The sequence below is a fragment of the Nostoc sp. MS1 genome, from assembly GCF_019976755.1.
Taxonomy (GTDB): Bacteria; Cyanobacteriota; Cyanobacteriia; order Cyanobacteriales; family Nostocaceae; genus Trichormus.
In genome coordinates this window covers 5267422-5292149 of record NZ_AP023441.1, presented here as the reverse complement: position 1 = coordinate 5292149, position 24728 = coordinate 5267422, and the positions used below count along the sequence as shown (strand labels likewise).

Below are 24728 nucleotides of genomic sequence, written 5' to 3'. Positions count from 1 at the left end.
GCTACTTGCCACAGACAGCCAACTAGGCTACAAGCTTTTGTCATATTACTGGGGATTTTATGTTCGAGGCTTTAGGTCTTGTTAATCACTGAGGTTTACTAACTGCGGCAATTTCACTGTTTCTATTGCAGCATGATGATGGCGATCGCCATATTGGACAATGCCCAGAAACTTAGCAAATCACTCATTGTTATTTCTACATTCGGAGTTTCGTGTATGTGATTTATATTAGGTTTTGATTTTTAGTTTTAACTCGTTGATAAAGTTCTTCCATTGTTTCTATAAAGGAATTATCTTTGTGCCAGAATGCAGGAAAGTCACCTTCCTTTTTAACCAAAATTGCTGAAACTCCACTATCATTAGCGACTTCAATAGTAGATGGTAAACGTTTTGCACCTAACCAAAACTCTCTTAAGTGTGGTTTGACACTAACAGTTTGTTTTTCAGGACTTGTGTAAAAAGATTGACTCGGTTCGACAGCCAATTTTTGTTCATCTAAAACTGTGGATAGTGCTTTACCTAAAGGTGAATCAGCTAGTTTAGCTTGCAATTCTACTTTGGTCAGCCCCCTTAATTCAAATAGCAAAAAGGGATTGCTATCAAGTTGGGAAGCTACTAAATAATAAACTCCAGCTATGTGCTTACAAGGGTTAGCATAATCTGGACAAGAACATTTAGTCTTAAAGTCTCTACTACTATGGGGTAATAAGTGTAACCCCATTTGAGAGAAAGTTTCTTCAATATTTTCAGGAACTTCGTTTAATAATAACCTTGAAACAATACTAGCTTTGGCAGAAATATTTTTGATCGCTTCATGCCAAAGATTTTTGGCAATAGGGGTAATTTCAATGACTATATTATATGTGGGTTCTTTATAAACTCCAAAGTAAGGATTCACTGAACCTCTAACTTTAGCTGTGATGATGTTTTTATCAATATCAAAGCTTTTAACTTTACCACCACGAGCATAGGAGCGTCCTCGTTGTAAGCGGCCATCATCGGTAAAATCTTCTAGTGCTTTGATAAAGCGATCGCCCCACCATGTTCTGCTAAACTTATTCATAAGAACTACTCCATAATTGTGCTTTTATTCAAGGCAATTAGTTTCTTAAAGGCTTCGTTATCTAATTCTGTCAGCCACGATTCATCACTGCCAACTACAGAGGAAGAAAGTTTTTTCTTATCTTCAATCATTTGATCAATTCTTTCTTCTAAAGTTCCAAGGGCGACAAATTTATACACAAACACATTCTTTTTCTGACCTATGCGAAAAGCGCGGTCTGTGGCTTGGTCTTCAACGGCTGGATTCCACCAACGGTCAAAATGAAAGACGTGATTGGCTTTAGTTAAAGTAATCCCCACACCGCCAGCTTTTAGGGAAAGAACAAATACAGATGCTTCTGTATCAGGATTTTGAAAGTCACTAATCATTTGTTCCCGACGTTGGCGACTTGTACCCCCATGTAGATAATAAGTATTACAATGAAGGTTTTGTTTGAGATATTTTTCTATTTGTTCACATGCTTCTGTAAATTGACTAAAAATCAGCAGACTTTCACCTTCCGAAATGGCTTCATCTACCATTTCGACTAAGCGGGAAAGTTTGTGCGATCGCTCTGGTAAAAATCCGCTATTATCTTGGAGGAACTGTCTGGGATGATTGCAAATCTGTTTCAATTTCATCAGCGTTGAGAGAATTAAACCTTTGCGTTTTATTCCCTCAAGTTCTTGTAATTTCTCTTCCACGTCTCTCACAACCACTTCATATAACGAAGCCTGTTCTTTGGTGAGGTTGGTATAAAGTTTTTGTTCAACTTTATCTGGTAGGTCTTTAATAATCGACTGGTCTGTTTTTACCCGCCGTAAAATTAACGGTTCAACCAGTTTCTTTAAGGTAGTTGATTTAACTTTGTCGTTATCTTTTTGAATGGGAATTTCAAAAGATTTGCGAAACTGTGCTTCTTTCCCTAAATAACCAGGATTGAGAAAATTAAAAATTGACCACAAATCAAGTAAGCGGTTCTCAACTGGTGTTCCCGTTAAAGCTAGACGGTGTTTAGCACTGAGTTTGAGTATAGCTTTAGTCTGCGCTGCTTTGGGATTTTTAATGTTTTGTGCTTCATCTAAAACTAACCGTTGCCATGTTACACTATTCAGGAGTTTTTCATCTAAGCGCGCCAAAGTAAACGAACTTATCACCACATCATGCTCTTGACAGGCTGCCTTAAACTCCGCAGCATCTTGCAGGCGATCGCTACCATGATGCACCATAGTTTTTAAATGGGGTGCAAACTTAGCAATTTCTCTTTGCCAGTTACCAACAACCGAAGTCGGCGCAATTAATAATGTTGGTAATGGGGAATTTTGGTTATCTTTCTCCTGTACTAATCTCGCAATTACCTGCACAGACTTACCCAGTCCCATATCATCGGCTAAACAGCCATTTAATCCCAATTTTTCTAAATATTGCAGCCAAGCCACACCCCGCTTTTGATATTCTCGCAGGTTGCCTTGTAAATTTAAGTCTTCAGAAATCGGCTCAAGCTGACTTTTATCTTGTAACTTTGCCATAATTTCTGATAAAGCTGCATCATATTCAATTTCCCAGTCATCTTCCCCTTGGGCGCTGCGCTGCATGAAATCTAACAAGCTCATTTGGGGCTGTTCATCGCCGTGGGACTGCCAAAATTCTAATAACTGCTGCATTTTATCCCGGTCTAATTCCATCCACTGACCGCGAAAATGCACTAGTGGCGCTTTAGTATTAATCAATTGTTCCCATTCTTGGGGGGTGACAGTTTGCTCACCAATTGCCAATTCATACTGATACTGTACCAGTGAATCTAAACCGAAATAACTTTTGCTTTCCCCTACCGTAGCAGCTACCTTGCGACCACTAGAAGCTTTGAGGCGAATTTTTGCACGGCGACGACCAGCCGGGGTATACCAAGCCGGGACAATGACTTTAAATCCTGAGTCTTCCAACACCCAAGCACTATCTTTAAGAAAATCAAACGCCTCATTTAAACTTAGCTGCATTCCTGTGGGGGAGTCCGTTTCCAAACCTTGCCAAAGTTTGGGATACATTCTTGCTGCATAGCCTAAATTCAGCAGTAAATTAGTATCGAAATCTTTGCCAAATTCTTTATGTACCCCAGCTTTGGTTTTGGGATTCATCGTCCAGTAATCTGCCAAAGCTAACTTTAAAGAGGGATCTTTTTTACTTGATACTAAAAATTGCATCTGCCAATTGTCAATTTGTTCAGCATCAGGTGAATGTAATTGGAAGCAAAGATGAAATGGTGATTCAGCTTGGGTACGGATAATTCTATTTTTCCATGCCAACCATTGCTGATACTCTTGGAGAGCAGTATGAGTTTTGAGTGGGTTGTGTTTTTGAGGATAAAGACAATAGTGAATTAAAGAATCATCAATTTGTTTGTCAAATGCTGCGGTAAATGGTGTCTTACTCACTAAATTATTGAGAAGGTATTCGCTGAAGTGGCGTAATAAAGTTTCTGGAGCAAAAAATTCTAATTTCTCAGTCTGTGTGCTGTTGCCTGCCACACAAATCAATGGCATATATTCAAGATATTTTTGAATATTGGCTTCATACTGCTCGGAAATTATTTCCCAACCAGCATATATTTCAAATTCTGGGGGTGCTTGTTTAGGTTTTTTCTTTGTAGTCGCTGCGATCGCTCTATATTTTAAAGACGGAATATATTGATCCTTAGTAATTATTTGTCTAAATGCTTGCGTATAATGATACCAAAATAATAAATCTGACCCTAATTGAAATTCACTAGGATTGTACAGGGCTAAAAAATGAATATCTTTGAGTAGTTTAATAATATTAATTGCTGTCGCTGCTTTCACCCAAGTAACAGTTTCATAACAAGTTATCTGCCAATATTGAAAATCTTCATACTCTTCAGGAACTTCTATTTCTAAATACTTGACTAACTCTGGTGATGGTAATGGCTGATTATTAGCAGTTGGTAGGGCAAAATATTTAGGAACTATGCGTTGTTTTAATTGCACTTCGGTTTCTTTAATCCCCAAAGTCTGAATCAAAAAATTGCTCAATTCCAGAGAAGATAGATGTCCTGGATGAACTTGTGTATGAGTACGCTTTTTGTTATTAATCGGAGTTTCTACCCACAGATAAAATGCTCCAGACTGCACAAAATCACTACTATATTGGTTTGGTATCCACGAGCCATGAAGGACTTTCATCAGAACCTCCGTTGAGTCCTATTTTTGAAACAAGAGTGCCAGAGATGGCATTTCCAAAAAAAGGTGACGTTTGTTGATTACTTTACTCTATTGCTATAGCAATTCCCAAGCACATGAAATACACCCCACCCACCCGCGCTATCGCGCACCCTCACGCCACTTGCTACAACGGGGGGAACCCCACGCCAGTTTGCTCAAGTCGGGAAACCCGCCCACGCAACTGGCTCCGCAACGCAGTGGCTCCCCTTGGCAAGGAAAGTAATTAAAATCAAGTATAATTTATTGAATATGATTTATAGATTTGTATAAAGAATCTAATTGCGCCTGTACAGTGGGAGATTTAGCTTTACTAACACTTAACTTCCTCCTCTACGTTCTCTACGAGACGCTCTGCGTTCGTGTAAGCGTCTCATAAATAGAAGCAACCCCCTACCACAGACAGTTCATGTTGCCTGTTAATTTGAACTAAACTCAATATTGGACGTAAAACTACTCTAAAAATGGGGCTAGAAAAAGCCCTCCATTAATATAATTTGCATTTATTCTATGGTCGAGTTTGAGAACAGAACCTCTACCAAGATTACGCTCAAAGATTTTGCTGTAGTTACCTGTAGATGCAAGAATACGGTTTTGCCAATTTGGATCAAGACCCAATTGGGGTGCTAAGATGGGCATTGCCTCGGCTCCACCTGCATACCATTGGGTTTGAGGTCTATCTGCGTTGATTAAAGTAGTTACTGTCCAAGCAACGATCGCTGACCATTGTGCATCCTCGGTTGGCGTTGCGGCTATTACAGGAAAGGTGGTCAAAGATTCAGGTAAGATCCGACTGGACAAGCGATTTATTCCTGAGTCGAGGCGCATCTGTGCAAGGGTGGTAATCTCACCAGCGATCGCATGACAATTCTGCACATTATATGTGTCGGACATTTCTCCTTCCTCAGAAAAAGCTCGACGTAGCCAATTTTTGTGTATTGCATCAAAGTAAGCCGTCAGGCTACGCTCAACGGAACTGCCGATCATAAAACAAATGCTGTCTTCGGTAAGGTCACTAACATGGTGCGCCGCCGAGTTTGAGGCGACCATCACCGCATCTGATTCTAAGAAAACAGTAGGCCCTGGTACTATGGAGCCAGCTAAGTTTTGTGTATTAATTTCTGAGCCTGTCAAGAAGTAGACATCATCCTGCTGGTTGCGTACAGAGTCAAAATTCTTTGGTGTCTCGTAGAGATGATATTCAATCCGGTCAGGAGAACCCACAACGGCTGCGGCGATCGCTCGGCAAATGTCTACATTCAGACCACTCCACACACCCGGCTTAACTTCACTTGCCAAGCCCATACGCTCAATACTACCGCAACGAACTACATTACGCGATTTGACACGTTTAATCACAGAACCTGCCTCAGCAGCAGGAATTGAACAACAAACACCAAGAATGGTTAGTAATACCAATAACAAGCGCATAAATTATCTAATAAAAATTTGGTCAGTCAGTGAACAGTTATCAGTGAACAGTGAACATCCTCTGATAACTGTGATAGCTTTATTGGTTAGCTGCTGGATAAGTGCTTGGCAGAGGGTTAAAGCCTGGAGGGACTTCGTTGACTATTCCCTGACGCTGGTCTTCTGGAGTGATGCCGATCGCACTACAGCCATTACCACCGTAATGGGGTAAGGTGTTGACAACACTTTCAGGAATCTTAGCAAAGGATGCTGGCAATGGGGGAGAGATGCCTAGTAAACGTCTAGGATCGAAACCAGACAGCAGACTTTCGGTAATTGGCGAGTTGATATCTCTTGGGCCGAGGTATTGCTGCTGAAATCCTGGTGGTGCGAACTGGTTAAATTTTTCAGAATTACCAGCTGCTAATGCCTGAGCTTCATCAGGTAAGCTGGCGAGTGGAGGCAATCCAAAAATAGTGTTAATTGTCTCGATGACTGCGTTATGATCGCCCTCTACATGGGAGACGGCATGTGTTCTGGCATAGGGTGAGATGAGGATAAGCGGTACGCGAATACCCCGTGCAAGTGGCAGTCCATCAGGGCCATAGGATAAAATGCGGGGTGGCACATGGTCGTAGAAACCATCCGATTCGTCGTAAGTGATGATGATTGCACTCTGCTGCCAGAGTTTTGGATTCGAGGCGATCGCATTAATTACTCTAGCTGCCATTGCTTCACTAAGTTGACGATCAGTATAGCCTGGGTGGTCGTCGTCGCCTGACTTTGCCGCATTAATTGCAGCGATTTCATCCGCAGGTGTGTTGGGGTTAGTGATTACTGGTTTGAGTTTTTGTTGATTGGTATAGCCACCACGAATATAAAATACGCCACCTTTAGGCAGGGTATCATTAGCTACGTCTGTGAAAAAGTCATTTAGCCCCCGTAGGCTTTTGCTCACCTCTGGCGTATTGGCAATGTAGCCAAAATATTGTGCGCCGTTATGATGGCTGACGTAGGCATTGTGGGAGGCTACGCCATTGGTATCTGTTGGTTCGAGATTGTAGCCTTCTTGATACCAACGCCAATTAACAGGCTCAGTCCGAAGTTGCTGGATATAGCGAATATCTTGCTGTATATCAGGCAAATCGAATAACGGATTTTTGTTTCCCGCTAAGACCGACTCGATGTTACGTCCTTGGAATGTGAGGGGCAAGCTTGCAAAGGTGAGGTTAGAAGCAATATTACTATCGGCGTAACTCTCGTTTGTGCCTGCTGGCTGTTTGTTCTGTGTTGTTGTGTCGAACTGCGAGCCATAGAAAGGTTGTGGGTCGTTTACTAACGGTACTCCCTGAGTTGTTCCCGAATGAGTACCTACTGTGTAGAACTGGCCGCTAGAACCGTTCTTCACCCACTGAGTTTCACCCGCCTGCCCAGCGAGCATTGCCACAGCATTGGGCGTAGATGGTGTATCTTCTGTAGCAAAGATATTATCAAAAACAGTAAAGCGACTAGCCCATTTCCAGAAGAAGGGAATGGTGTCACAGTCAATATGCGACATGACAAGTTGTGCATACTGCTTGCCTTTAGCGATGTTACCCGCTCCGCCCTTAGACGCAAAGCGTTTGTACTCATCGTAGGAAAACTTATCCATCTGTGGCTTGCCGTTGACAACGTTGAGCTTGGTAGCTAATCCTGTATGTGAGTGATCAACACTGTCAACAACGCTGGCGTTCTGCTGTGCGCCAATCCGAAATGGCTTAACCTGGATGGTCATACCATTAACATCCGTATAACTTTGGATGAAACCTGGCGTATTTTCTGGACTACGAGGCTTTTGTCCGTCTGAATAAAGTCCATTTACACCGGGTAGAGTGCCATATTCGTTATCAAACGAGTGATTTTCGTTGAAAATCACGAAAACATACTTGATTCGTTGCTGAAGCAACCGTGTGAGTATTTTTGGTGGTAATTTGGGTTCTTGAGCAGGGTTGTTTAAATAGCTTGCTACATCCGGTGTGGCATCTGGCTGATTTGTTACTGTTGAGTTTGGTTGATCGGCGATCGCCAAATCGAGTAACAGGGTCGTGAAGATAGGAGACGGTAGCAGCAGGAGTGCTAAAGCCACAAAAAATCTAACAGGTTGTCTCAAAGCACATCTCCTTGGGGATTTCTAACTTAGTTAATATGCGCCATACGGAAAAGTTCATATTTCCATTAGCGTTTTAGTGAGGGACTTAGTATTTTAGTTACACTATGCTTTCTTGTTTTTTTATTTAGTCAGGCGGAATAATTTTGAGTACAAACAAAACTATGGAGCTATGACTTTTTTTCGTCTTCTGCTGATCCACACACCAATACTGACAGCCACTATCATTTCGCCAAAAGTTCGAGGTTCGGGAATAGGCTGACTGCTAGCAAAAGTAACAGCATTACTACCAAAACTTTGGACACCGCTAAGGTCACTGTTATCTAGAAAAATTCCGTTATTAGTAATGCCTCTACCTGTGAAATTATTGTTAAAGTACAGTTCCAAACTGTATAAATTTTGGTTTTCTCCTGTCAATAAACCTGCGTCTGAAAAAGCAAGCGTGTTCTCTTGAATGTAGGCTGAACTACTCGTTAAATTGTTGGACAAGCTGCGCAAAAGCCCATTTTTACCGAATAAATTTACATTCCAGCTTGTCAAATTCACAAAAGAATTAGGAGCAGGTAGTTGATCTACATCTACTGTATAGGTTCCATTAAAAGAACCATTTTCTAAACTTACTGGTAAACCGAGTGAACCTTCAGCAGCAGTAGGTGCAAAATTACCCGAAATATTAAATGTCTTCAAATTAACAGCTTGGGCCGTATCTTGGCTAATAAATGCAAGCATGGCGATACTAATTGCTGCGGTGGCAGTTGCTTGCAATTGCCTCTTCAAATGTGTTGCACTCAGCATGAGTTTGCTCTTTATAAGTTATTTCCATAGTTTATTGAATACGCTGCTCACACATTGACAATAGCGTCAGTGAATATATAACTATGGTTAGGATTGACAAAATCAGGTTACAAAATGCTTAAATTCTGATCAGATGGATGCTGATACCAAAAGTAGTTGTGCAATATTTAGAAAAGGTTATGTTTTGGTTAACTTAAAGAATTCTTGGAAGAAATCTGACTTAAGGATGATCAAGAAACAAAGGAATTTGCTTGCAGTAGTTATTCATAGATAAAGAATGCAATGCCATCTTTTACGTTTCTCAGCAATATTAAGTTTTCTTATGCTAATTTCTATAAAATTGCGCCAATTAAATGATGTAGAGACGTTGCAGGCAAAGTCTCTACGGTGCAGAATAAATCCGATAAGTTACTGGCACAGACTTAAAAGATACGTCTGTATAATACAAGGTGATGAATTGGATTCCTTTGTTAAGGTAAAGAAGTAAATAGTTGGTAGCTACGACCAATGTTTAGGATGTCATCAATTGCTGAATTGGCTGGGTCTGTCACCGTTACGAGTACTTTGGCACTGACAACAATTGTTTTCTCTCCATCTAAAACTTTGTCACAAACACCAAGCAACGGGCGTAACAACACTGTTCCCCAAGTAGGTTGCCTATCTGGATATGGTAATGATACATATAGGGGTTCACGTCCAGTTACACGTTATGAGTTTGCGGCTGGTTTGAATAGCTGCTTAAATCAGGTAAATCAAGTTATTCCTGCTAACAGGGCAGATTTAGCCACCAAAGAAGATTTAGAAATTTTGCTCAATCGACAAAGACAATTAAACCAACAACTTAGAGAACTCAACGAGCGAGTTGATAACCAAAGAACTACAAAATAATGTCAATTGCATTATGCAATCATGGGTGTTTGGTTGCTATCTCAACACCAAAAGCACCCTCACTATTGCATTTTACTTATGCGATTTACTCGACAGCATATTACTTTTCTGGTGATTTTAAAGCTTGATCTAACACTTGCCTAGCCTGTTCGGCTTTAGCCCGTGCTTCTTGGTAGCGGAGATTTGCTTGAGCAAAATTTTTCAGAACTTTAAAGCCTTCCTTGAGGCGAGTAATTTCTTCTTCCGTTACGGAGTCATCAGAAAACAGAATATCAACAGCTTGACGAATTTCTAAAGCTTCAGTGCGTGATTCCTGTACCTTTAACTTGAGGGTAGCAAGATTGCTGAGAACTTGGACAGCTTGGGTGATGGCATCTTCACCACTAACAGCATCAGCCGATGGCTCTTTCACTTCAATTAATTGTTGAGGGCCAAACCCTTCTTCAAGTTCTGTAGGTAGCTTACCAGCATCAATCAGTTCAACCAACTGATCCATTGCTTTATCACGAGCTTTAGCTGAATCTTTCCCAGGAACGGTAAGAATAATCTCCGGGCTTTGAGCTAGTGTGTACTGAACCATATGCTGATTAACCACTCCTAATGGAGATATTTTAACATTAAAGGGGCTGGGGATTGGGAAGAGAGGGGAGATGTGGGAGATGAGGGAGAGGGGGGAGATGTGGAAATAATGATGGACTATGGACTGTTGACTAATGACTAATGACAACCGACAACTAACAAATTCCTAACTTTATACTGAAGTAAAGGCGACAAACTTCAACAGGAGGGTAGAGCAATGACTCCCAACCCCACTATTATGCAGGCTGTAGAAAAACTGGGGTATCGCGTTACCGTTGGTGATGTGGCAACTCAGTCTGGATTGAATTTAGCGGAGGCTGGGCAAGGGTTGTTAGCTCTAGCCAGTGATGCGGGTGGACATTTGCAGGTGGCAGAAACCGGTGATGTAGTTTATCTGTTTCCACGAAATTTTCGAGATATTTTACGAAATAAATACTTAAAATTGCGATTGCAAGCACGGTGGCAGAAGATATGGGGGATTCTGTTTTACCTGATTCGCATTTCCTTTGGAATTTATCTCATCGCTTCTATCGCTTTGATTACTATTGCTATCATCCTCATCATCACGGCGATGAACTCAAGTAATAACAATAACGATCGCAGCAGTAATTCTAGTGGTAGTTGGGGATTTTTCTACTTCCCTGATTTATTTTGGTACTTCAGCCCCAACTATGGTTATTCTGCGCCACAACGTCGCCGTAGTAGGCATGATAGCAGCGAGATGAATTTCTTTGAAGCTATATTTTCTTTCTTATTTGGTGATGGCAACCCTAACGCCAATTTAGAAGAACGCCGTTGGCAGGAAATCGCTACTGTGATTCGGAGTAACCGTGGTGCAGTGGTAGCAGAACAAATTGCCCCATACCTGAATGATATAGGTGAAGTTTATCAGCAAGAATACGAAGATTATATGTTGCCTGTGTTGTTGCGATTCAACGGGCAACCAAGCGTTAGTCCTGAAGGACAAATTGTCTATTACTTCCCAGAGTTGCAGGTAAGAGCCAGCAAAAAACAACTGCAACCAGCCTCAGTTTATTTAGAAGAATTTCCTTGGCGTTTTAGTGCTGCTAGTTCTGGGCAAGTTATGCTCAGTGCTGGTTTAGGTGTGGTAAATCTAGTTGGTGCTGTGATATTGGGTGGTTTGTTGGCAGATGGTACAGTTGTGGCAAGAGCTGGTAGCTTTGTCGCTTTTGTGCAAGGGATTTACTGGGTATTATTGGCTTATGGAATCGGTTTTTTAGGCGTTCCTCTAATACGTCACCTTTGGATTAAATGGCGCAATAGAAAAATTGCTGCACGTAACCGCGATCGCCTAAATCGCGCCAGAATACTTGCAAGTCCCGATGCAGCATTACATCAAAAAATCCTCTACGCCAGCCAATTTGCTCAAGAAAAAGTCATCAGCAATGAAGATTTAATCTATTCCACTGAAAATGACCTACTCGACCAAGAAGTTGAGAGAAAGTTGGGGAGTGGGGAGTAGGGAGTGGGGAGTGGGGAGATGTGGTTCTCTGCGAGACGCTCCGCGTTGGCGCAGCCTCTGTCTACGACACGCTCCGCGAACGTAGAGAACGGCTACGCTCACCAACCGGGAGATGAGGGAGAATGCTTTTGACTAATGACCAATGACTAATGACTAATAACTATAGAATATAAAGAAATGTATAATTTTTTAATTTTATATGCCAGTAAAAGTTGGAGACACTGCGCCTGATTTTACCTTACCCGCACAAAATGGCTCATCGGTGAGCCTGAGTGATTTTCGTGGCAAAAAAGCTGTGGTGCTGTACTTTTATCCCAAAGATGATACACCAGGATGTACAGCAGAATCTTGTGCTTTCCGCGATCGCTATGAAGTTTTTCAGACGGCTGGTGCTGAGATTATTGGTGTCAGTGGTGACTCTAACGAATCTCATCAGCGATTCGCTACTAAATACAATTTACCTTTTACACTGTTGAGCGACAAAGGCGACCAAGTACGCAAACTCTACGGTGCAACAGCCGCATTTGGTTTGTTTCCTGGTCGGGTGACTTACGTCATTGACCAACAAGGAGTTGTGCAGTACGTTTTTGATTCAATGTTCAACTTCCAAGGACATGTGGAGGAAGCGTTGAAGACTCTGCAACAGTTGACGGTTAACTAAGGGAGTGGGGAGTGGGGAGTAGGGAGTGGGGAAGACAAAGAATAACTGCTTCCTCATCTTCCTCATCCCCAGTTCCTTACTTACTATGAGATTTTTCTGGCATCACGACATGATGAGTTTTGCCGTTTTTGCCGTTTGTATGACCATTGGTGTGTCCGTTGTTATTGCGGGGTTGAATCACACCGTAGCCGCCGTGGTTGCGTTCGTAAATAACGTTAATCTCTCCTGTTTCGGCGTTGTGGAACATATAAAAATCATGCCCCACTAATTGTAATTGCTCTAGGGCTTCGGCAACTGTCATTGGGGGCATGGAAAAGTATTTGGTGCGGACGACTTCTTGAGGGAGTTCGGGAGTGCGATCGCCTATTAAATCTGCAACTACTGGTTCTGGTACAACAACGTCGGTAGTTGGTTGGGCTTGAGTTTTCTTATCTATTCTTCTTTCTTTGTATTTACGTAATTGTCGGGAAATCTTGTCTGCTACTAGGTCAATACTTGCGTATAAATTTTCGCTGCTCTCCTCCGCGCGGATTACGCTACCATTTGCAAAGATGGTGACTTCCGCCGCTTGTCTGGGGTTAATTCGGGGATTGCGAGCTACGCTTAAATGGACATCCACTTCGTTTGTGATGTTCTGAAAGTGACTAACTGCCTTTTCAATTTTTTGATGCACATATTCTCGAATCGCATCGGTAATTTCTATATTTTTGCCGTGGATGACAAGCTTCATGTAAACTCTCCCGCTCAATAGCACAATATTTGATGTTGTTTATGTATGAAAAGAGATTGCGGTAAGTTATATTTATTGCACCAACACCATCTTTTGAACTTTTTTTATGTACTGCTAGCTTGTTTTCTTTAAGCTTTTTACATCCTGCTTGTGATAGTTCTACCTAATTTACGTTGCTCTCAACTGTTCGCTAGACAATTGAATGAGCGCATATTTTTTTCAATTAAGGTAGTGTGAGCAATAACTGTTTTGACTTCCTTCTTCATCAGAGCAAACTTTATATAACTGTTAGCAGTTACTTATCGTTTGTTAAAAAAGGTGTTGCTCATCATTAAAGAATTACACAAGTTCCGTAGATGCAAATAACTCATTTTAGATTCATCAGCCAGTGTATCTGTTCCCCTGAACTTGGCGTGATGCTTATTGTAGAGAAGTCCTCCCAACACCTGATGTGGTTATATATTCAAACTAGCACTTTGTATTTCTTATGGCTGGTTCCCTTTATGTTCCTTTAAAATCCTTTGCAAAGCTTGACAATTTTTTCTCTTAAATTTGTTAGTTGAAATATATTTTAGTTGTTAACCCAGTTGATTTTTGGCATGATCCGTAGTAATGAATCCCCGGTGAATAGTTGTTTGGTATATAACAAAGGATTGATGCCATACATAGAGGCGCACGCATTGCAGCGATCGCTCTTGCGTGAACGCATCGATAACCCTAATCTAAATGATGTACTTATCTTATTGGAACATCCTCCGGTCTATACTTTAGGCCAAGGCAGCAGTTTGGACTTTCTGAAATTTGACCCTAACCAAAGTGAATTTGAGATACATAGAATCGAACGCGGCGGTGAAGTTACTTATCACTGTCCTGGCCAATTGGTAGGGTATCCGATTTTAAATCTGCATCGCCATTGCAAAGATTTACATTGGTACTTGCGGCAATTAGAAGAAGTTATAATTCGGGTACTTGCAGTTTATGGGTTAAAAGGCGATCGCACACCACCTTTAACTGGAGTGTGGTTAGAAGGACGAAAAGTTGCAGCGATCGGCATTAAAGTTAGCCGTTGGGTAACTATGCACGGGTTCGCTTTAAATGTCTGTCCCGACATGACAGGGTTCGAGCGAATTGTCCCCTGTGGTATTGCCGATAAGCCAGTAGGTAGTTTAGCCCAATGGATACCAAACATCACCACTCAAGAAGTGCGAGTTCATGTCATCCAAGCCTTTGCAGAGGTGTTTGGCGTGTTGACAGTTGACAGTTGACAGTTGACAGTTGTCAGTTGTCATTAGCCTAATGTACACCTTGCTTGACTAATGACTAATGACTATGGACTAATGACTAATGACAACTGCACATTTGAGAATTTTTGAGTTCAGGCTAAAATAGGAATGTTTGCCAGTCTCAAACCCATTGTCTGCATTCGTTAACTTAAATTAGCCTGTGAATTATCCGATCAATCCACAGATATACGCGCCAGTATTTACTTCTCTCAAAGAACGAGACTGGAAAGCTTTAATGGAATTGTTTGACAGAGAAGATGTTGATGAACTCGAAGCGGACATCGACAGCAATTTACGTTTAATGATACCCGAACCTTGCTGGGAAGATGATCCCTTTGATTTCTTGCGCGAGTATCTTTAACCTGTTATGTGTTGTTTGAGTTCCGCAGAAGTTTTACCTTCTGTGACTGTAACGCTGTCGTAACCCATACCACCAGCGTATAAATGCCATTGAGCGATCGCTATATTGGGATTGTCACACAAATCAAGTAAAAAAGATGTTTCAATAGTGTGGTACTCGCTTTGTGGATAGCCTCCATATCCACATTCAATTGTGATAGTTTCATTATGAATTTCTATCAAGTGGTAAATCCAGATATTTACCATGTCTGTGACTGCTAAATTGGCCCTAAAAAGGTCAGTATTAGATTCATTAACAAATATATGATAGCTGCATAACTTTTGGTGACGGTAGCAATACTTTTCATAAATAGGCATAGGTGTAAAGAATGGTAGCGATAGTTGAGTAATTAAAGCCTCAAGGTGCGCTACGCTTTCCGGTGTAATTTCTATGTTACAGAACCAATCAGGGCCATATCCTGATGACTCAAATTCCCAACACCAATGTCTGTTAACTGACATATCCCATTAAGAAAATTAACTATTCCCATTGTTATAACCTGTTACATATTCAACTAATGATAGTCAACTGTCAGCAGTCAACAGTTAACCTTTAAAGTTAATTGTAATTACAAGGGGAAGATGAGATGACTAAATGGGTTTTTGGAAGTTGGCTACGCTGGTGTGTGGTAATTGGCTTAAGTTGTTTGTTACTTACAGCTTGTAGTGGTAGTTTAAATCAGAGTAAAACTCTGCGAGTAGCAACAGAACCAGCTTTTCCACCTTTTGAGTTTACAGGACAGGGTGGTGGTTTACAGGGTTTTTCTATTGACTTAATGAATGCGATCGCTCATGCTGCTAGTTTTAAAGTTGATTTTCAAAGTATACCTTTTGATGGGATTATCCCAGCTTTACAAAGCAAAACCGTAGATGCGGCGATTAGTTCTATCACCATCACCGCCGAACGCTCAAAAACAGTATCTTTTTCCCGTCCCTATTTTAAAGCGGGATTAGCGATCGCTATTCGCTCAGACAACCAAAATATTATAGGTTTTGACAGCCTCAAAAATAAGAAAATCGCCGTTCAAATTGGCACAACTGGCGCAGAAAAAGCTAAAGCTATTCCCGGAGCGCAAATTCGCTCTTTTGATTCTGCACCCCTAGCTTTGCAAGAACTAGCCAACGGTAATGTAGATGCAGTCATTAATGATGCACCTGTAACTTTGTACGCCATTAATACAGGTAATCTACAAGGAATTAAAGTTGTCGAAAAATTACTTACAGAAGAATATTATGGTATTGCCACAGCCAAAAATTCACCCAATTTACAACTAATTAACGATGGTTTGAATCGTATTTTGGCAAATGGTTCCTATTCGCAAATTTATCAAAAATGGTTTAAAGCAGAGCCACCATCTTCATTACCAGCAAAATCACCATACGATAATCAAACTAATTCTAGTGAATCTAATTCAACTAACTTCATTTTGCCATTCCTCCCAATATTATTACAAGGTGTATTAGTTACTATAGAACTAACAATTTTCTCTGCGGTGTTCGGTTTAATAATTGGTACTATAACAGCCCTGCTCCGCCTTTCTCGCTTGATTCCTGGACGTTGGTTAGCTAGAGCTTATGTAGATTTTTTCCGGGGAACGCCTTTGATAGTGCAAATTTTTATGATTTATTTTGGCTTACCAGCACTGGCTCAAGAACTCGGCTTTACATTTAACTTTGATCGTTTTGTTGCAGCAGTAATTGCTCTAAGTCTAAATGTAGCCGCTTACATTGCTGAAACTGTCCGCGCCGGGATTCAATCTATTGAAATAGGACAGACAGAAGCGGCCAAATCACTGGGTTTGAGTCCTTTACTAACCATGCGTTTGGTGATTTTTCCCCAAGCCTTCCGGCGAATGTTACCACCATTAGGTAATGAGTTTATTAGTTTGTTAAAAGATACAAGCTTAGTTGCTATTATTGGGTTTGAAGAATTATTTCGTAAAGGGCAATTGATTGTCGCAGAAAACTACCGTGCCTTTGAAATTTACGCTACTGTTGCCATACTTTACTTATGTTTGACACTTTTAGCCTCTCAATTTTTTAGTCGTTTAGAAGTTTGGATGAATCCTGATCAGAAAATTCCGCAGGCAAAAGTTAAAAATCAAAATCATCATTGAAAAAAACTCAAAAGGTTTGTATTGTCCTCTTACACTTAATTAATCGATTAACAGCACACACGTTAAAAAAAGTAACATTATATTGCGTGATGTTTGTATGTGTATGTTGAACAAAAGAGTTAAATTAAGATTAAGTCATACATAGGATGAGAAAGCACTATGTCATTAAAAATTTTACCAGACTTGGGAGATTTAGCAGAAGGGCTAGGAGTCACAGGTATTGTAGGGATAATTCTGATACCAGTTTTATTGCCAGTAATAAGTGGTGTTGGTAGACCAATAGCTAAAGCAATTGTTAAAAGTGGAATTGCTTTTTATGAAAATAACAAAGGAACTATCGGAGAATTGCGAGAAAATTGGGAAGATATCATCGCTGAGGCGAAAGCTGAAGTTGGTGAAGAAAGGATGAAATCGGCTGAACCTGCTGATACTTAAATTAAACACATTCATTAACCGTAAGGGCGTATATTTGTACGCCTTTACTACATATTATGTTGTATTCTTTTTACGGCAGTGATTTAGTTTCACCGTACTGACAAAATTAATGGGTTGCTCCCAACCTGAGTCCCAACACACCAGCCAAAATCAACCCAATACAAATAAAACGTTTCATAGAAGCAGGCTCCCCAAATAGAATTACTCCTAACAAAGCCGTACCCATTGCTCCTATCCCAGTCCAAACAGCATAAGCTGTACCTATTGGTAGTGTACGTAGTGCTATTGATAAAAAGACAAAGCTCAATATCATACCAATAACTGTAGGAATACCAAAAGCGAGCTTAGTAAAACCTTGTGAATATTTCAGCCCAATTGCCCATGCAATTTCTAATAATCCGGCGATCAATAGGTATACCCACGCCATTTTTTATTCTCCTGATATTTTGTAAAAATTGACAATATTTACTAATAATTTTTGATTTCCAGATTTAGAAATATGCGTGAAAATTAGAGGCGATCGCTTACTATAAATTATCTTAATACTTGATATTACATAACATAAGATTCATACTATATTTTTAAAATATACGTAGGGTGAGAATTGCCCACCCTACTAAAAATAATTGCTGAATAAATATAATAAAATTTGTCTAAAAATTCCTACATCTATTCAGCAAATTCAAAATTTGAATTGATATTATATTTATGCTTCTGTAGGCTGTTCCTCAAGCAGTTGTTCTTGTACTTCGTCTATTGTTTTGTTAAGGTAAACGGTGCGTTCATCAAAGGCTCTCACCCAGTCAATAGTCAAACAGTATTAAGTATTCTTTGGTAATTTAACTGTGAATATACTACCTTTACCTACTTCAGAAGTTAGACTAATTGTACCTTCGTGAGCTTCAACGATACGGCTGGATAAATGCAGTCCTAAGCCACTACCTGAACGTTTATTTCTCCCCTGACGGAAGCGCTCAAAAATGCTTACTTGGTCTTCGGGTGCGATACCATAACCTGTATCTTGAATTTCTATGATGAGCCAATGGGGATTAGGTTCAAAAAAGCGAATTTCAATACCGCCAGTGTCGGTAAATTTGATCGCATTGGCTACTAAGTTATATATCACCCGACGTAGTTCTAGGGCATCACCCATAACTACACCAGCTTTGTCTCCTAAATTATCTATATTATTAGTATCTAGTTTAAGGGTTATGCCTTTTTCATCTGTTAAAGCTGTGAGTTCACTCACTACTTCTTGAGCTATTTGCTTTAAGTTACAGGCTTCATAGTTTAATGTTTTCTTCCCTGCTTCAAAGCGATAAACTTCTAGCAAGGTGTTAACCATTTGCATTAAGTTCTGATTGCTGCGAATCATTACAGAAATCGCCTGTTTCATTTCTGGGGAAATTTTGCAAAAGGCTTCTTGTTGGAATAAGTCCAACATCCTATCGGCTGCAACTAAGGGTGTGCGTAAGTCGTGAGTCAGGCGGGAAACAAAGTCTTCCCTTTGCCTGGCCATCTTGCGTTGTTCGTCTAAGCTGTGCTTGAGGCGGAGGAGCGATCGCACTCTCGCTAGTAGTTCATCTGTATCAAATGGTTTGCGGATAAAGTCGTCTGCACCTGCATCTAAACCTTCCACTACACTCGATTCGTGGAAGGCTGTAATTAACAAAATAGGAATATAATTAATTGCTGGGTTATTACGGATGCGGCGTGTTACTTCATAACCGTCCATTCCCGGCATCATGACATCTAATAAAATTAAATCTGGTAGAGACTCTTCTACTTTATGTAAGGCTGAAATACCATCACTAACTAAATCAATCTCATAACCTTCGCTTTCTAAGATTGTTTGCACCAAAATGAGATTATCTCTAGTATCATCTACAGCCAGAATCCGATCAATTTTAGCGTTTTCCACAACAGACATAATAAATTTAATTAATAGTGAATTATCGTTTGAGCTTCTGATACTTGTTTGAGGATTGGTTGGATTTAGGCGGAGATTGGTGTAATCTTTGAGTCGAATTAATCATTTGCTGATTTTCCATCTGTACGGATGATTTTGGTACAGATGAGTTTGATGATGATATTTGTTTTGGTAATTCGATTGTAAATATTGAACCTACTCCTAATTCACTTTCTAAAAAAATTTTGCCATTCATCATTTGTACAAGTGACTCAATGATGGCTAACCCTAAACCTGTACCCGGATATTTACGAGTGATGCTTTGATCAACTTGCCGGAAAGCTTCAAAGATATGTTTAAAATCTTTAGATGCTATACCAATACCCGTATCTTTGACTGCGATCGCCACTCGATTACCTGGCAAGTCTTTAGCCTCAACCCAAATACTACCAGATTCTGTGAACTTAATAGCATTAGATAATAAATTTATTAAAATTTGCTTAATTCTGCTGGGATCATTGACTATCAATGGATTTTGTAAGTTAAAATTTATAATCAAAGACAGCTTTTTTGCTTCTGCTAGAGAACTCATTTCACCAACAACGGTATTAATTATTTTGGCTAAATCTACTAACTCTGGCTTGAGTTCTAATTGTCCCTCTTCCAATCGAGAGAAATCGAGAACTTCATTAACTAGCATCAATAAATGCTTGCCATTATTTAGGATTCTTTCTACCATGTCAGTTTGCTGACCTGTGAGGCTACCAAACTTAGGACGTAGTAATATTTGCGAAAAACCAATAATCGCATTCATTGGGGTTCGCAACTCATGAGACATGGTGGCAAGAAACTGAGATTTCAGCCGTGATGCTTCTAATAACTTCAAATTTTGAATTTGTATCTGTTGCCTTTGCCTTTCTAATTCCTGATTTTTGCGGATTAATTGTTCGTGACTTTCTCTTAACTGTTGATAGGCAATAGCTGCCTGCATTTCCGCACGATGAACACGAATTGCATGGCGTAGAACCTGAGCTAAAGTTTCCGCAGAAACTCTAGATTTAGAGAGATAATCTACTGCACCAACTTTCATTAACTCCACAGCAACTTGTTCATCGCCTTGAGAAGTTAACACGACTAAAGGAATTTTAATATTTAAGGAATATAGTGTTTTAATTAAGGTTAAAGTGTCTTGATCTGGTAGACGATAATCGATAAAAGCACAATCAAATTTATTATTTCGTAAAGCAGAAATAGCACTATGTCCATTATTTACTTCTGAAAGTTCCATCCGTACCCCAGAATTATCTAAGGCACGACGTATAGCCATGCGTTCTACTTCATCATCGTCTACAACCAAAATCTTCAGCTTCTCGTCCATCGGTTTTTATCTTCGCTGCAAAATGCAGGGTAATTTTTAACATTTCTGGTTTCAAATTATGTAACTAAGAATTTGAGTTTTTAAATAAGAGTTAAATTAATGATTATACCTAATATAATCGTGCCTGTTTATCAATCTCCTAACTTACATAACTTTTATTGTGCCAAACTGAGTATTAGTTAAATTAAGGCATTTTACATAATGTTTAATACTGATTGAGCGCTACCATCATTGAGATTGATTATATCAACTTCATCACCCTCGACTAATAGTATGTTAATCATTGTCCCTAACATTTTTTGTATTTAAAATACATTTTTTACTAAATATTAGATAATCAATGAACTGTTGTTCATAAATTATTAATTAGTAAACTACAATTGCTGTCTGCCTGAGCGGACTAAGCTTTTGATAAGTAAAATAAAATACTTAATTAAGCTTCATCCCAATTGTAAAAGAGCTTCTTCACACAAGTCCTCACCCATAGGTGGGAGTTGAATAAAATGATTGTGTACCATAAGCTTGAGGCGATTTATTCCAGAGATCGCTTTAACCAAGTAAAGCGCAATCTACTTCCTGTCCCTGAAACTGGCTTGAAAGTAATTGCACCTCCTTCTGTTTCTACAATCTTTTTCACGATCGCCAGTCTTATACCAGTATTTTCTTTGCGATTGCGTGCTTCGAGAGTTGGGAAGATCACAAAAATCTCATTGTGATCCGCTTTCTTTGTGACAAACGTAGGTATCCCCGGCTGGATTTCCATCTGAAAATTTGGCGGTGGTTGCAGCGAGTCGATAACTTGTGGGAGTAAGTAATCTACATTCACTACGCTTAATTCTGTGTGGATGCGACCAATACGGGAATATTCCCATAACCATTCTGACAAATTAGCGATCGCCAACGGTGAGCGGAACGCGATCGCTCGTAAAGGTGCTTTCAACTCGTGGGAGGCTACGTAAGCAAACTGGTATAATTCTTGATTACGTTGGTGTAAGAGGGTGGTAGTTTTTGCCTGGATGGTATTATTAACGCGGGTAAGTTCTTTTGCGCGTTGTTGCAGTGTAATTTCTGCTTGTTTGCGTAAGCGAAGCTCGTCGAAGACATCGCTAGTATCTACTACTGATTTTGAGATTTTCCCTTGGGGATTTTGCCAGCTAAATTCCGTTTTAAATGATTTTTTATTGGATAGAGTTTTTTGGACTTGTGCCTCAATGAGAGGTAAATCCTCTGGATGAACAGCGACTCGCCAACCTTTACCCAAAGACTGTTTTAGAGAAATTCCAGAAATTTCACACCAACGCTCGTTGACATAAAGGTAGTTACATGGTTCTGACGTACGAAATATACCCACAGGAGCCTTTTGAGCTAGTACCGCAGAGCGGCGATCGCTTTTAGAAAGTATTTCATATGTTGCTGATACCACACAAGACCTCTAATGAAACTACTAAAAATCCTACTATTAAGCTTATAACCAGTAAAATCGGCTATAAATTTTCTGATAATCTGATTTTTGAAAAATACATTCGTTACTATCTGATTCTGGGCATCAGCTTGGGCAAAATGTTTAATTAAAAAAATCTACCTTTAAAATACTAATTTTTATTAAAATTAATATATGTTAAACTACTTCTATGTCTTAAGTAACGGATGAATCAAATTAGAAATTTACCTCCTAAGTAAGAATTACAAAACAATCAATAACGCGAGTTTGTCCCAGTATTTTATATTTTCCTCTAAAATAGCGATATATCTACAGTTGTATTTTCATCTCTATCTAAACCCAAAAAATATTGATTTATTATTTCTATCGGTGGATGCAGGCACAACAAGATATCATCTATCTTTGGTTTGGGAAAATCATCGAAGAGTCAAAAAATCCTATTTCGGCAAGAAGCAATTAAAGAAGAGCGAGTGTAAAGATGAGCGAAATAAGCATTATTTTAATTGAAGATCATGATTTGACTAGAATGGGGCTAAGAGCTGCGTTGCAGGCTAACACCGGGATCAAGGTAATTGGTGAGGCTGCTAACGCTACTCAAGGGTTGAAACTTTTGGAAACGGCGAAGCCAGACGTAGCAGTGGTAGATATTGGCTTACCCGATATGGATGGAATTGAACTCACTCGCAAGTTTAGACGCTATCAAACAGAGAGTGGGCAAACCCACACCAAAATTCTCATCCTGACAATGGATCATACCGAAGATGCTGTACTGGCTGCTTTTGCGGCTGGTGCTGACTCCTACTACATGAAGGAAACCAGCATTAGCAGACTCACAGAAGCAATTCAAGCCACCTTCGGCGGTAACTCCTGGATTGATCCGGCGATCGCTAATGTAGTATTACAGAAGATGCGTCAAGGCATCCCCGGCGAAAATCAATCATCCGATAAACCAAAAACCGTCAAAATTGAAGCCCTACCTTCAGAATACGAACAAGTTCTGGAAACATACCCCCTCACCCAACGGGAGTTAGAAATCCTAGAGTTGATTGTTGCAGGTTGTAGTAACGGGCAAATTGCCGAAAAACTCTACATTACCGTTGGTACAGTCAAAACCCACGTTCGGAATATTCTCAATAAACTCTGCGCTGATGACCGTACCCAAGCTGCTGTGCGTGCTTTGCGTTCTGGATTAGTAGCATAGTATCAATTCAAAATCTATTCATAGCCTACGGCTAGGCTAAGTTCTACAAAATTTTGAAGAATTGGTATTACCCAAGACCTTCAGTTGAGTGAAGAACCCCGATTTCTTCAAGAAACCGGGGATTTGGGTATGTGGTAAAGAAAAACCATAATTTGCGATATATCAGTCCGTAAGTATCTTATCCTTGTAATCACGGTTGTATGGGGTTGCAGGGAAAACTAGATTACTAGACTTATGGCTATAGATTTACGTGGATTTTTTAAAGCAACAGATCCTAGCAGGACTCTGTTTATTAATAATAGTTTAGATAGTAAGTTTTATATTGATTTTTCTTCGGTGCGCGGTGGGGATATTATCCAAACACTCAAGAAAAGAATTACCTTTTTTCAGCCAGATGAACCTACCTGCACCCTATTTACTGGACACATAGGCTGTGGTAAATCTACGGAACTGATTAGACTACAGGCAGAATTAGAAAGCTTAGGTTTTCATGTAGTGTATTTTGAGTCTACTGATGACTTAGAAATTACTGATGTAGGTATTGCCGATGTGTTGCTGGCGATCGCTCGGCGTATCAGTCAAAGTCTCGATAAAATTAACTTGGAAGATACCAACAAGTTTAATGCTTTGCTGCAAGGTGCGTTGCAATTGCTCAACTCCGAGGTAACGGGGGTAAAAGCTAAAGTTCCTGGGGTGGGTGATGTTGGTTTTAGTGCAGAGAAAGAAAAACTATCGCTGTCGGTAGGTATTGGTGAAATCACTACCAAGATTAAAAGTGATCCCCGACTGCGAGAGAAAATCAACCAGTATCTTGCACCGCAGAAGATTCAGTTATTAGAAGCCATCAATCAAGAATTATTGCAGCCGGCAATTACTAAACTCAAGCAGCAAGGTAAACAAGGACTAGTTGTCATTGTCGATAACCTCGACCGCATAGATAATAGTCCTAAGCCGTGGGGAAGACCGCAACAAGAATATTTATTTGTAGATCAAGGTGAATATCTTACCAAGCTGAGTTGTCATCTCATCTACACCATGCCGCTATCACTTAAATTCTCCAATGATTACGGCACACTCACCCAAAGATTTCATGACGACCCCAAAGTCTTACCAATGGTGTCTGTACAATATCCTGATGGTAGTATCCATCAACAGGGCATGGCATTAATGCAGCAGATGGTATTAGCTAGAGCCTTCCCTGACTTAGAACCAGCAGCACGCCTAGAAAAGATTACCGAGATTTTTGATAATGTTAGCAGCCTAGAGCGTTTATGTATTGCTAGTGGTGGTCATGTGCGGGACTTGCTCAGGCTCTTGAATACCTGGATTATGGAAGAAATGTCACTCCCCCTGACTCATAACGTCTTAGAACAAGTCATTCGTTCTCGCCGGAATGAAATGAAGCTACCCATTTCCGAGTCAGAATGGCAATTATTAAAGGATGTTAAGCGGACAAAGCAAGTTAACGATGATGACGGATATCAAAAATTAATCCGCAGTCGCTTCGTCTTTGAATACCGAGAAAGCGGCGAGTCGTGGTTTGATGTTAATCCTATTTTGGCGGAAGCGAGAGAGTTGGCTAGTTAGGGGTGTAAGGT

At 40.1% G+C, this 24728-nt stretch carries 22 protein-coding genes; 10 read left to right on the top strand and 12 right to left on the bottom strand.

Translation table 11 applies throughout. The features are described from left to right. Positions 1–223 precede the first annotated feature (223 nt). The gene (locus NSMS1_RS22900; RefSeq protein ID WP_224087023.1) at positions 224–1063 is read right to left on the bottom strand and encodes an SWIM zinc finger family protein; all 840 of its coding nucleotides are present in this window, start codon (positions 1061–1063) and stop codon (positions 224–226) included. A 5-nt stretch (positions 1064–1068) separates the two neighbouring features. Further along, a complete protein-coding gene (locus NSMS1_RS22895; protein WP_224087022.1) occupies positions 1069–4239 on the bottom strand; it encodes a DEAD/DEAH box helicase in 3171 nt (1056 codons plus the stop codon). Positions 4240–4309: 70 nt separating this feature from the next. Here NSMS1_RS22895 and NSMS1_RS22890 point away from each other — a divergent pair, with 70 nt between their 5' ends. Continuing rightward, positions 4310–4501: a hypothetical protein gene (locus NSMS1_RS22890; RefSeq protein WP_224087021.1), complete on the top strand. Its 192-nt coding sequence runs from the start codon at positions 4310–4312 to the stop codon at positions 4499–4501. 227 nt (positions 4502–4728) lie between these two features. Here the strand turns inward: NSMS1_RS22890 and NSMS1_RS22885 are convergent, their stop codons facing one another. From NSMS1_RS22885 to NSMS1_RS22875, 3 genes are all read right to left on the bottom strand, one after another. Then, positions 4729–5706, bottom strand: coding sequence for a hypothetical protein (locus NSMS1_RS22885; RefSeq protein WP_224087020.1), 978 nt, complete (start codon positions 5704–5706; stop codon positions 4729–4731). A 79-nt stretch (positions 5707–5785) separates the two neighbouring features. Beyond that, positions 5786–7834, bottom strand: a complete 2049-nt coding sequence (locus NSMS1_RS22880) for a phospholipase C (protein WP_224087019.1) — start codon at positions 7832–7834, stop codon at positions 5786–5788. Between the two features lie 159 nt (positions 7835–7993). After that, entirely contained in the window at positions 7994–8626 is a 633-nt protein-coding gene (locus NSMS1_RS22875) for a PEP-CTERM sorting domain-containing protein (RefSeq protein WP_224087018.1), read from the bottom strand. A 507-nt stretch (positions 8627–9133) separates the two neighbouring features. Between NSMS1_RS22875 and NSMS1_RS22870 the strand changes: the two genes are divergently transcribed. Next, positions 9134–9514 carry an S-layer homology domain-containing protein gene (locus tag NSMS1_RS22870; protein WP_224087017.1) on the top strand — a complete coding sequence of 127 codons (381 nt, stop codon included), beginning with the start codon at positions 9134–9136 and terminating at the stop codon, positions 9512–9514. Positions 9515–9614: 100 nt separating this feature from the next. On the opposite strand, the gene NSMS1_RS22865 is transcribed toward NSMS1_RS22870, so the two are convergent. Further along, positions 9615–10094: a hypothetical protein gene (locus NSMS1_RS22865; protein WP_224087016.1), complete on the bottom strand. Its 480-nt coding sequence runs from the start codon at positions 10092–10094 to the stop codon at positions 9615–9617. Positions 10095–10310: 216 nt separating this feature from the next. Here NSMS1_RS22865 and NSMS1_RS22860 point away from each other — a divergent pair, with 216 nt between their 5' ends. After that, positions 10311–11576, top strand: a complete 1266-nt coding sequence (locus NSMS1_RS22860) for a hypothetical protein (RefSeq protein WP_224087014.1) — start codon at positions 10311–10313, stop codon at positions 11574–11576. A gap of 199 nt (positions 11577–11775) precedes the next feature. Then, positions 11776–12237, top strand: coding sequence for a peroxiredoxin (locus NSMS1_RS22855; protein WP_224087013.1), 462 nt, complete (start codon positions 11776–11778; stop codon positions 12235–12237). A 76-nt stretch (positions 12238–12313) separates the two neighbouring features. Here NSMS1_RS22855 and hpf read toward each other — a convergent pair whose 3' ends face one another. Further along, a complete protein-coding gene (gene hpf, locus NSMS1_RS22850) occupies positions 12314–12967 on the bottom strand; it encodes a ribosome hibernation-promoting factor, HPF/YfiA family (RefSeq protein ID WP_224087012.1) in 654 nt (217 codons plus the stop codon). Positions 12968–13566: 599 nt separating this feature from the next. Between hpf and lipB the strand changes: the two genes are divergently transcribed. Together lipB and NSMS1_RS22840 are read left to right on the top strand one after the other, a co-directional pair. Further along, entirely contained in the window at positions 13567–14232 is a 666-nt protein-coding gene (gene lipB / locus NSMS1_RS22845; protein WP_224087011.1) for a lipoyl(octanoyl) transferase LipB, read from the top strand. 178 nt (positions 14233–14410) lie between these two features. Further along, entirely contained in the window at positions 14411–14611 is a 201-nt protein-coding gene (locus NSMS1_RS22840; RefSeq protein WP_224087010.1) for a hypothetical protein, read from the top strand. Here the strand turns inward: NSMS1_RS22840 and NSMS1_RS22835 are convergent. Continuing rightward, the gene (locus tag NSMS1_RS22835; RefSeq protein ID WP_224087009.1) at positions 14608–15111 is read right to left on the bottom strand and encodes a hypothetical protein; all 504 of its coding nucleotides are present in this window, start codon (positions 15109–15111) and stop codon (positions 14608–14610) included. The two genes, NSMS1_RS22840 and NSMS1_RS22835, sit on opposite strands and share 4 nt — an antisense overlap. A gap of 125 nt (positions 15112–15236) precedes the next feature. On the opposite strand from NSMS1_RS22835, the gene NSMS1_RS22830 reads away from it, so the two are divergent. Next, the gene (locus tag NSMS1_RS22830; protein WP_224087008.1) at positions 15237–16766 is read left to right on the top strand and encodes an ABC transporter permease subunit; all 1530 of its coding nucleotides are present in this window, start codon (positions 15237–15239) and stop codon (positions 16764–16766) included. Positions 16767–16925: 159 nt separating this feature from the next. Further along, positions 16926–17201, top strand: a complete 276-nt coding sequence (locus tag NSMS1_RS22825) for a DUF5132 domain-containing protein (RefSeq protein WP_224087007.1) — start codon at positions 16926–16928, stop codon at positions 17199–17201. A 106-nt stretch (positions 17202–17307) separates the two neighbouring features. Here the strand turns inward: NSMS1_RS22825 and sugE are convergent, their stop codons facing one another. The 4 genes from sugE to NSMS1_RS22805 form a co-directional block, all read right to left on the bottom strand. Next, a complete protein-coding gene (gene sugE, locus NSMS1_RS22820; protein WP_224087006.1) occupies positions 17308–17628 on the bottom strand; it encodes a quaternary ammonium compound efflux SMR transporter SugE in 321 nt (106 codons plus the stop codon). Between the two features lie 393 nt (positions 17629–18021). Continuing rightward, on the bottom strand, positions 18022–19131 hold the full coding sequence (locus NSMS1_RS22815; protein ID WP_224087005.1) for a hybrid sensor histidine kinase/response regulator: 1110 nt from the start codon (positions 19129–19131) through the stop codon (positions 18022–18024). Positions 19132–19153: 22 nt separating this feature from the next. Next, a complete protein-coding gene (locus NSMS1_RS22810; RefSeq protein ID WP_224087004.1) occupies positions 19154–20488 on the bottom strand; it encodes a hybrid sensor histidine kinase/response regulator in 1335 nt (444 codons plus the stop codon). Between the two features lie 532 nt (positions 20489–21020). Next, positions 21021–21911: a PAS domain-containing sensor histidine kinase gene (locus tag NSMS1_RS22805; RefSeq protein ID WP_224087003.1), complete on the bottom strand. Its 891-nt coding sequence runs from the start codon at positions 21909–21911 to the stop codon at positions 21021–21023. A gap of 496 nt (positions 21912–22407) precedes the next feature. Between NSMS1_RS22805 and NSMS1_RS22800 the strand changes: the two genes are divergently transcribed. Together NSMS1_RS22800 and NSMS1_RS22795 are read left to right on the top strand one after the other, a co-directional pair. Next, complete coding sequence (locus NSMS1_RS22800; protein ID WP_067771044.1) at positions 22408–23130, top strand: response regulator transcription factor; 723 nt, start codon at positions 22408–22410, stop codon at positions 23128–23130. A 234-nt stretch (positions 23131–23364) separates the two neighbouring features. Continuing rightward, positions 23365–24717 (top strand): P-loop NTPase fold protein, encoded by a 1353-nt coding sequence (locus tag NSMS1_RS22795; RefSeq protein WP_224087002.1) that lies wholly within the window; start codon positions 23365–23367, stop codon positions 24715–24717. The last annotated feature ends 11 nt before the right edge of the window (positions 24718–24728 follow it).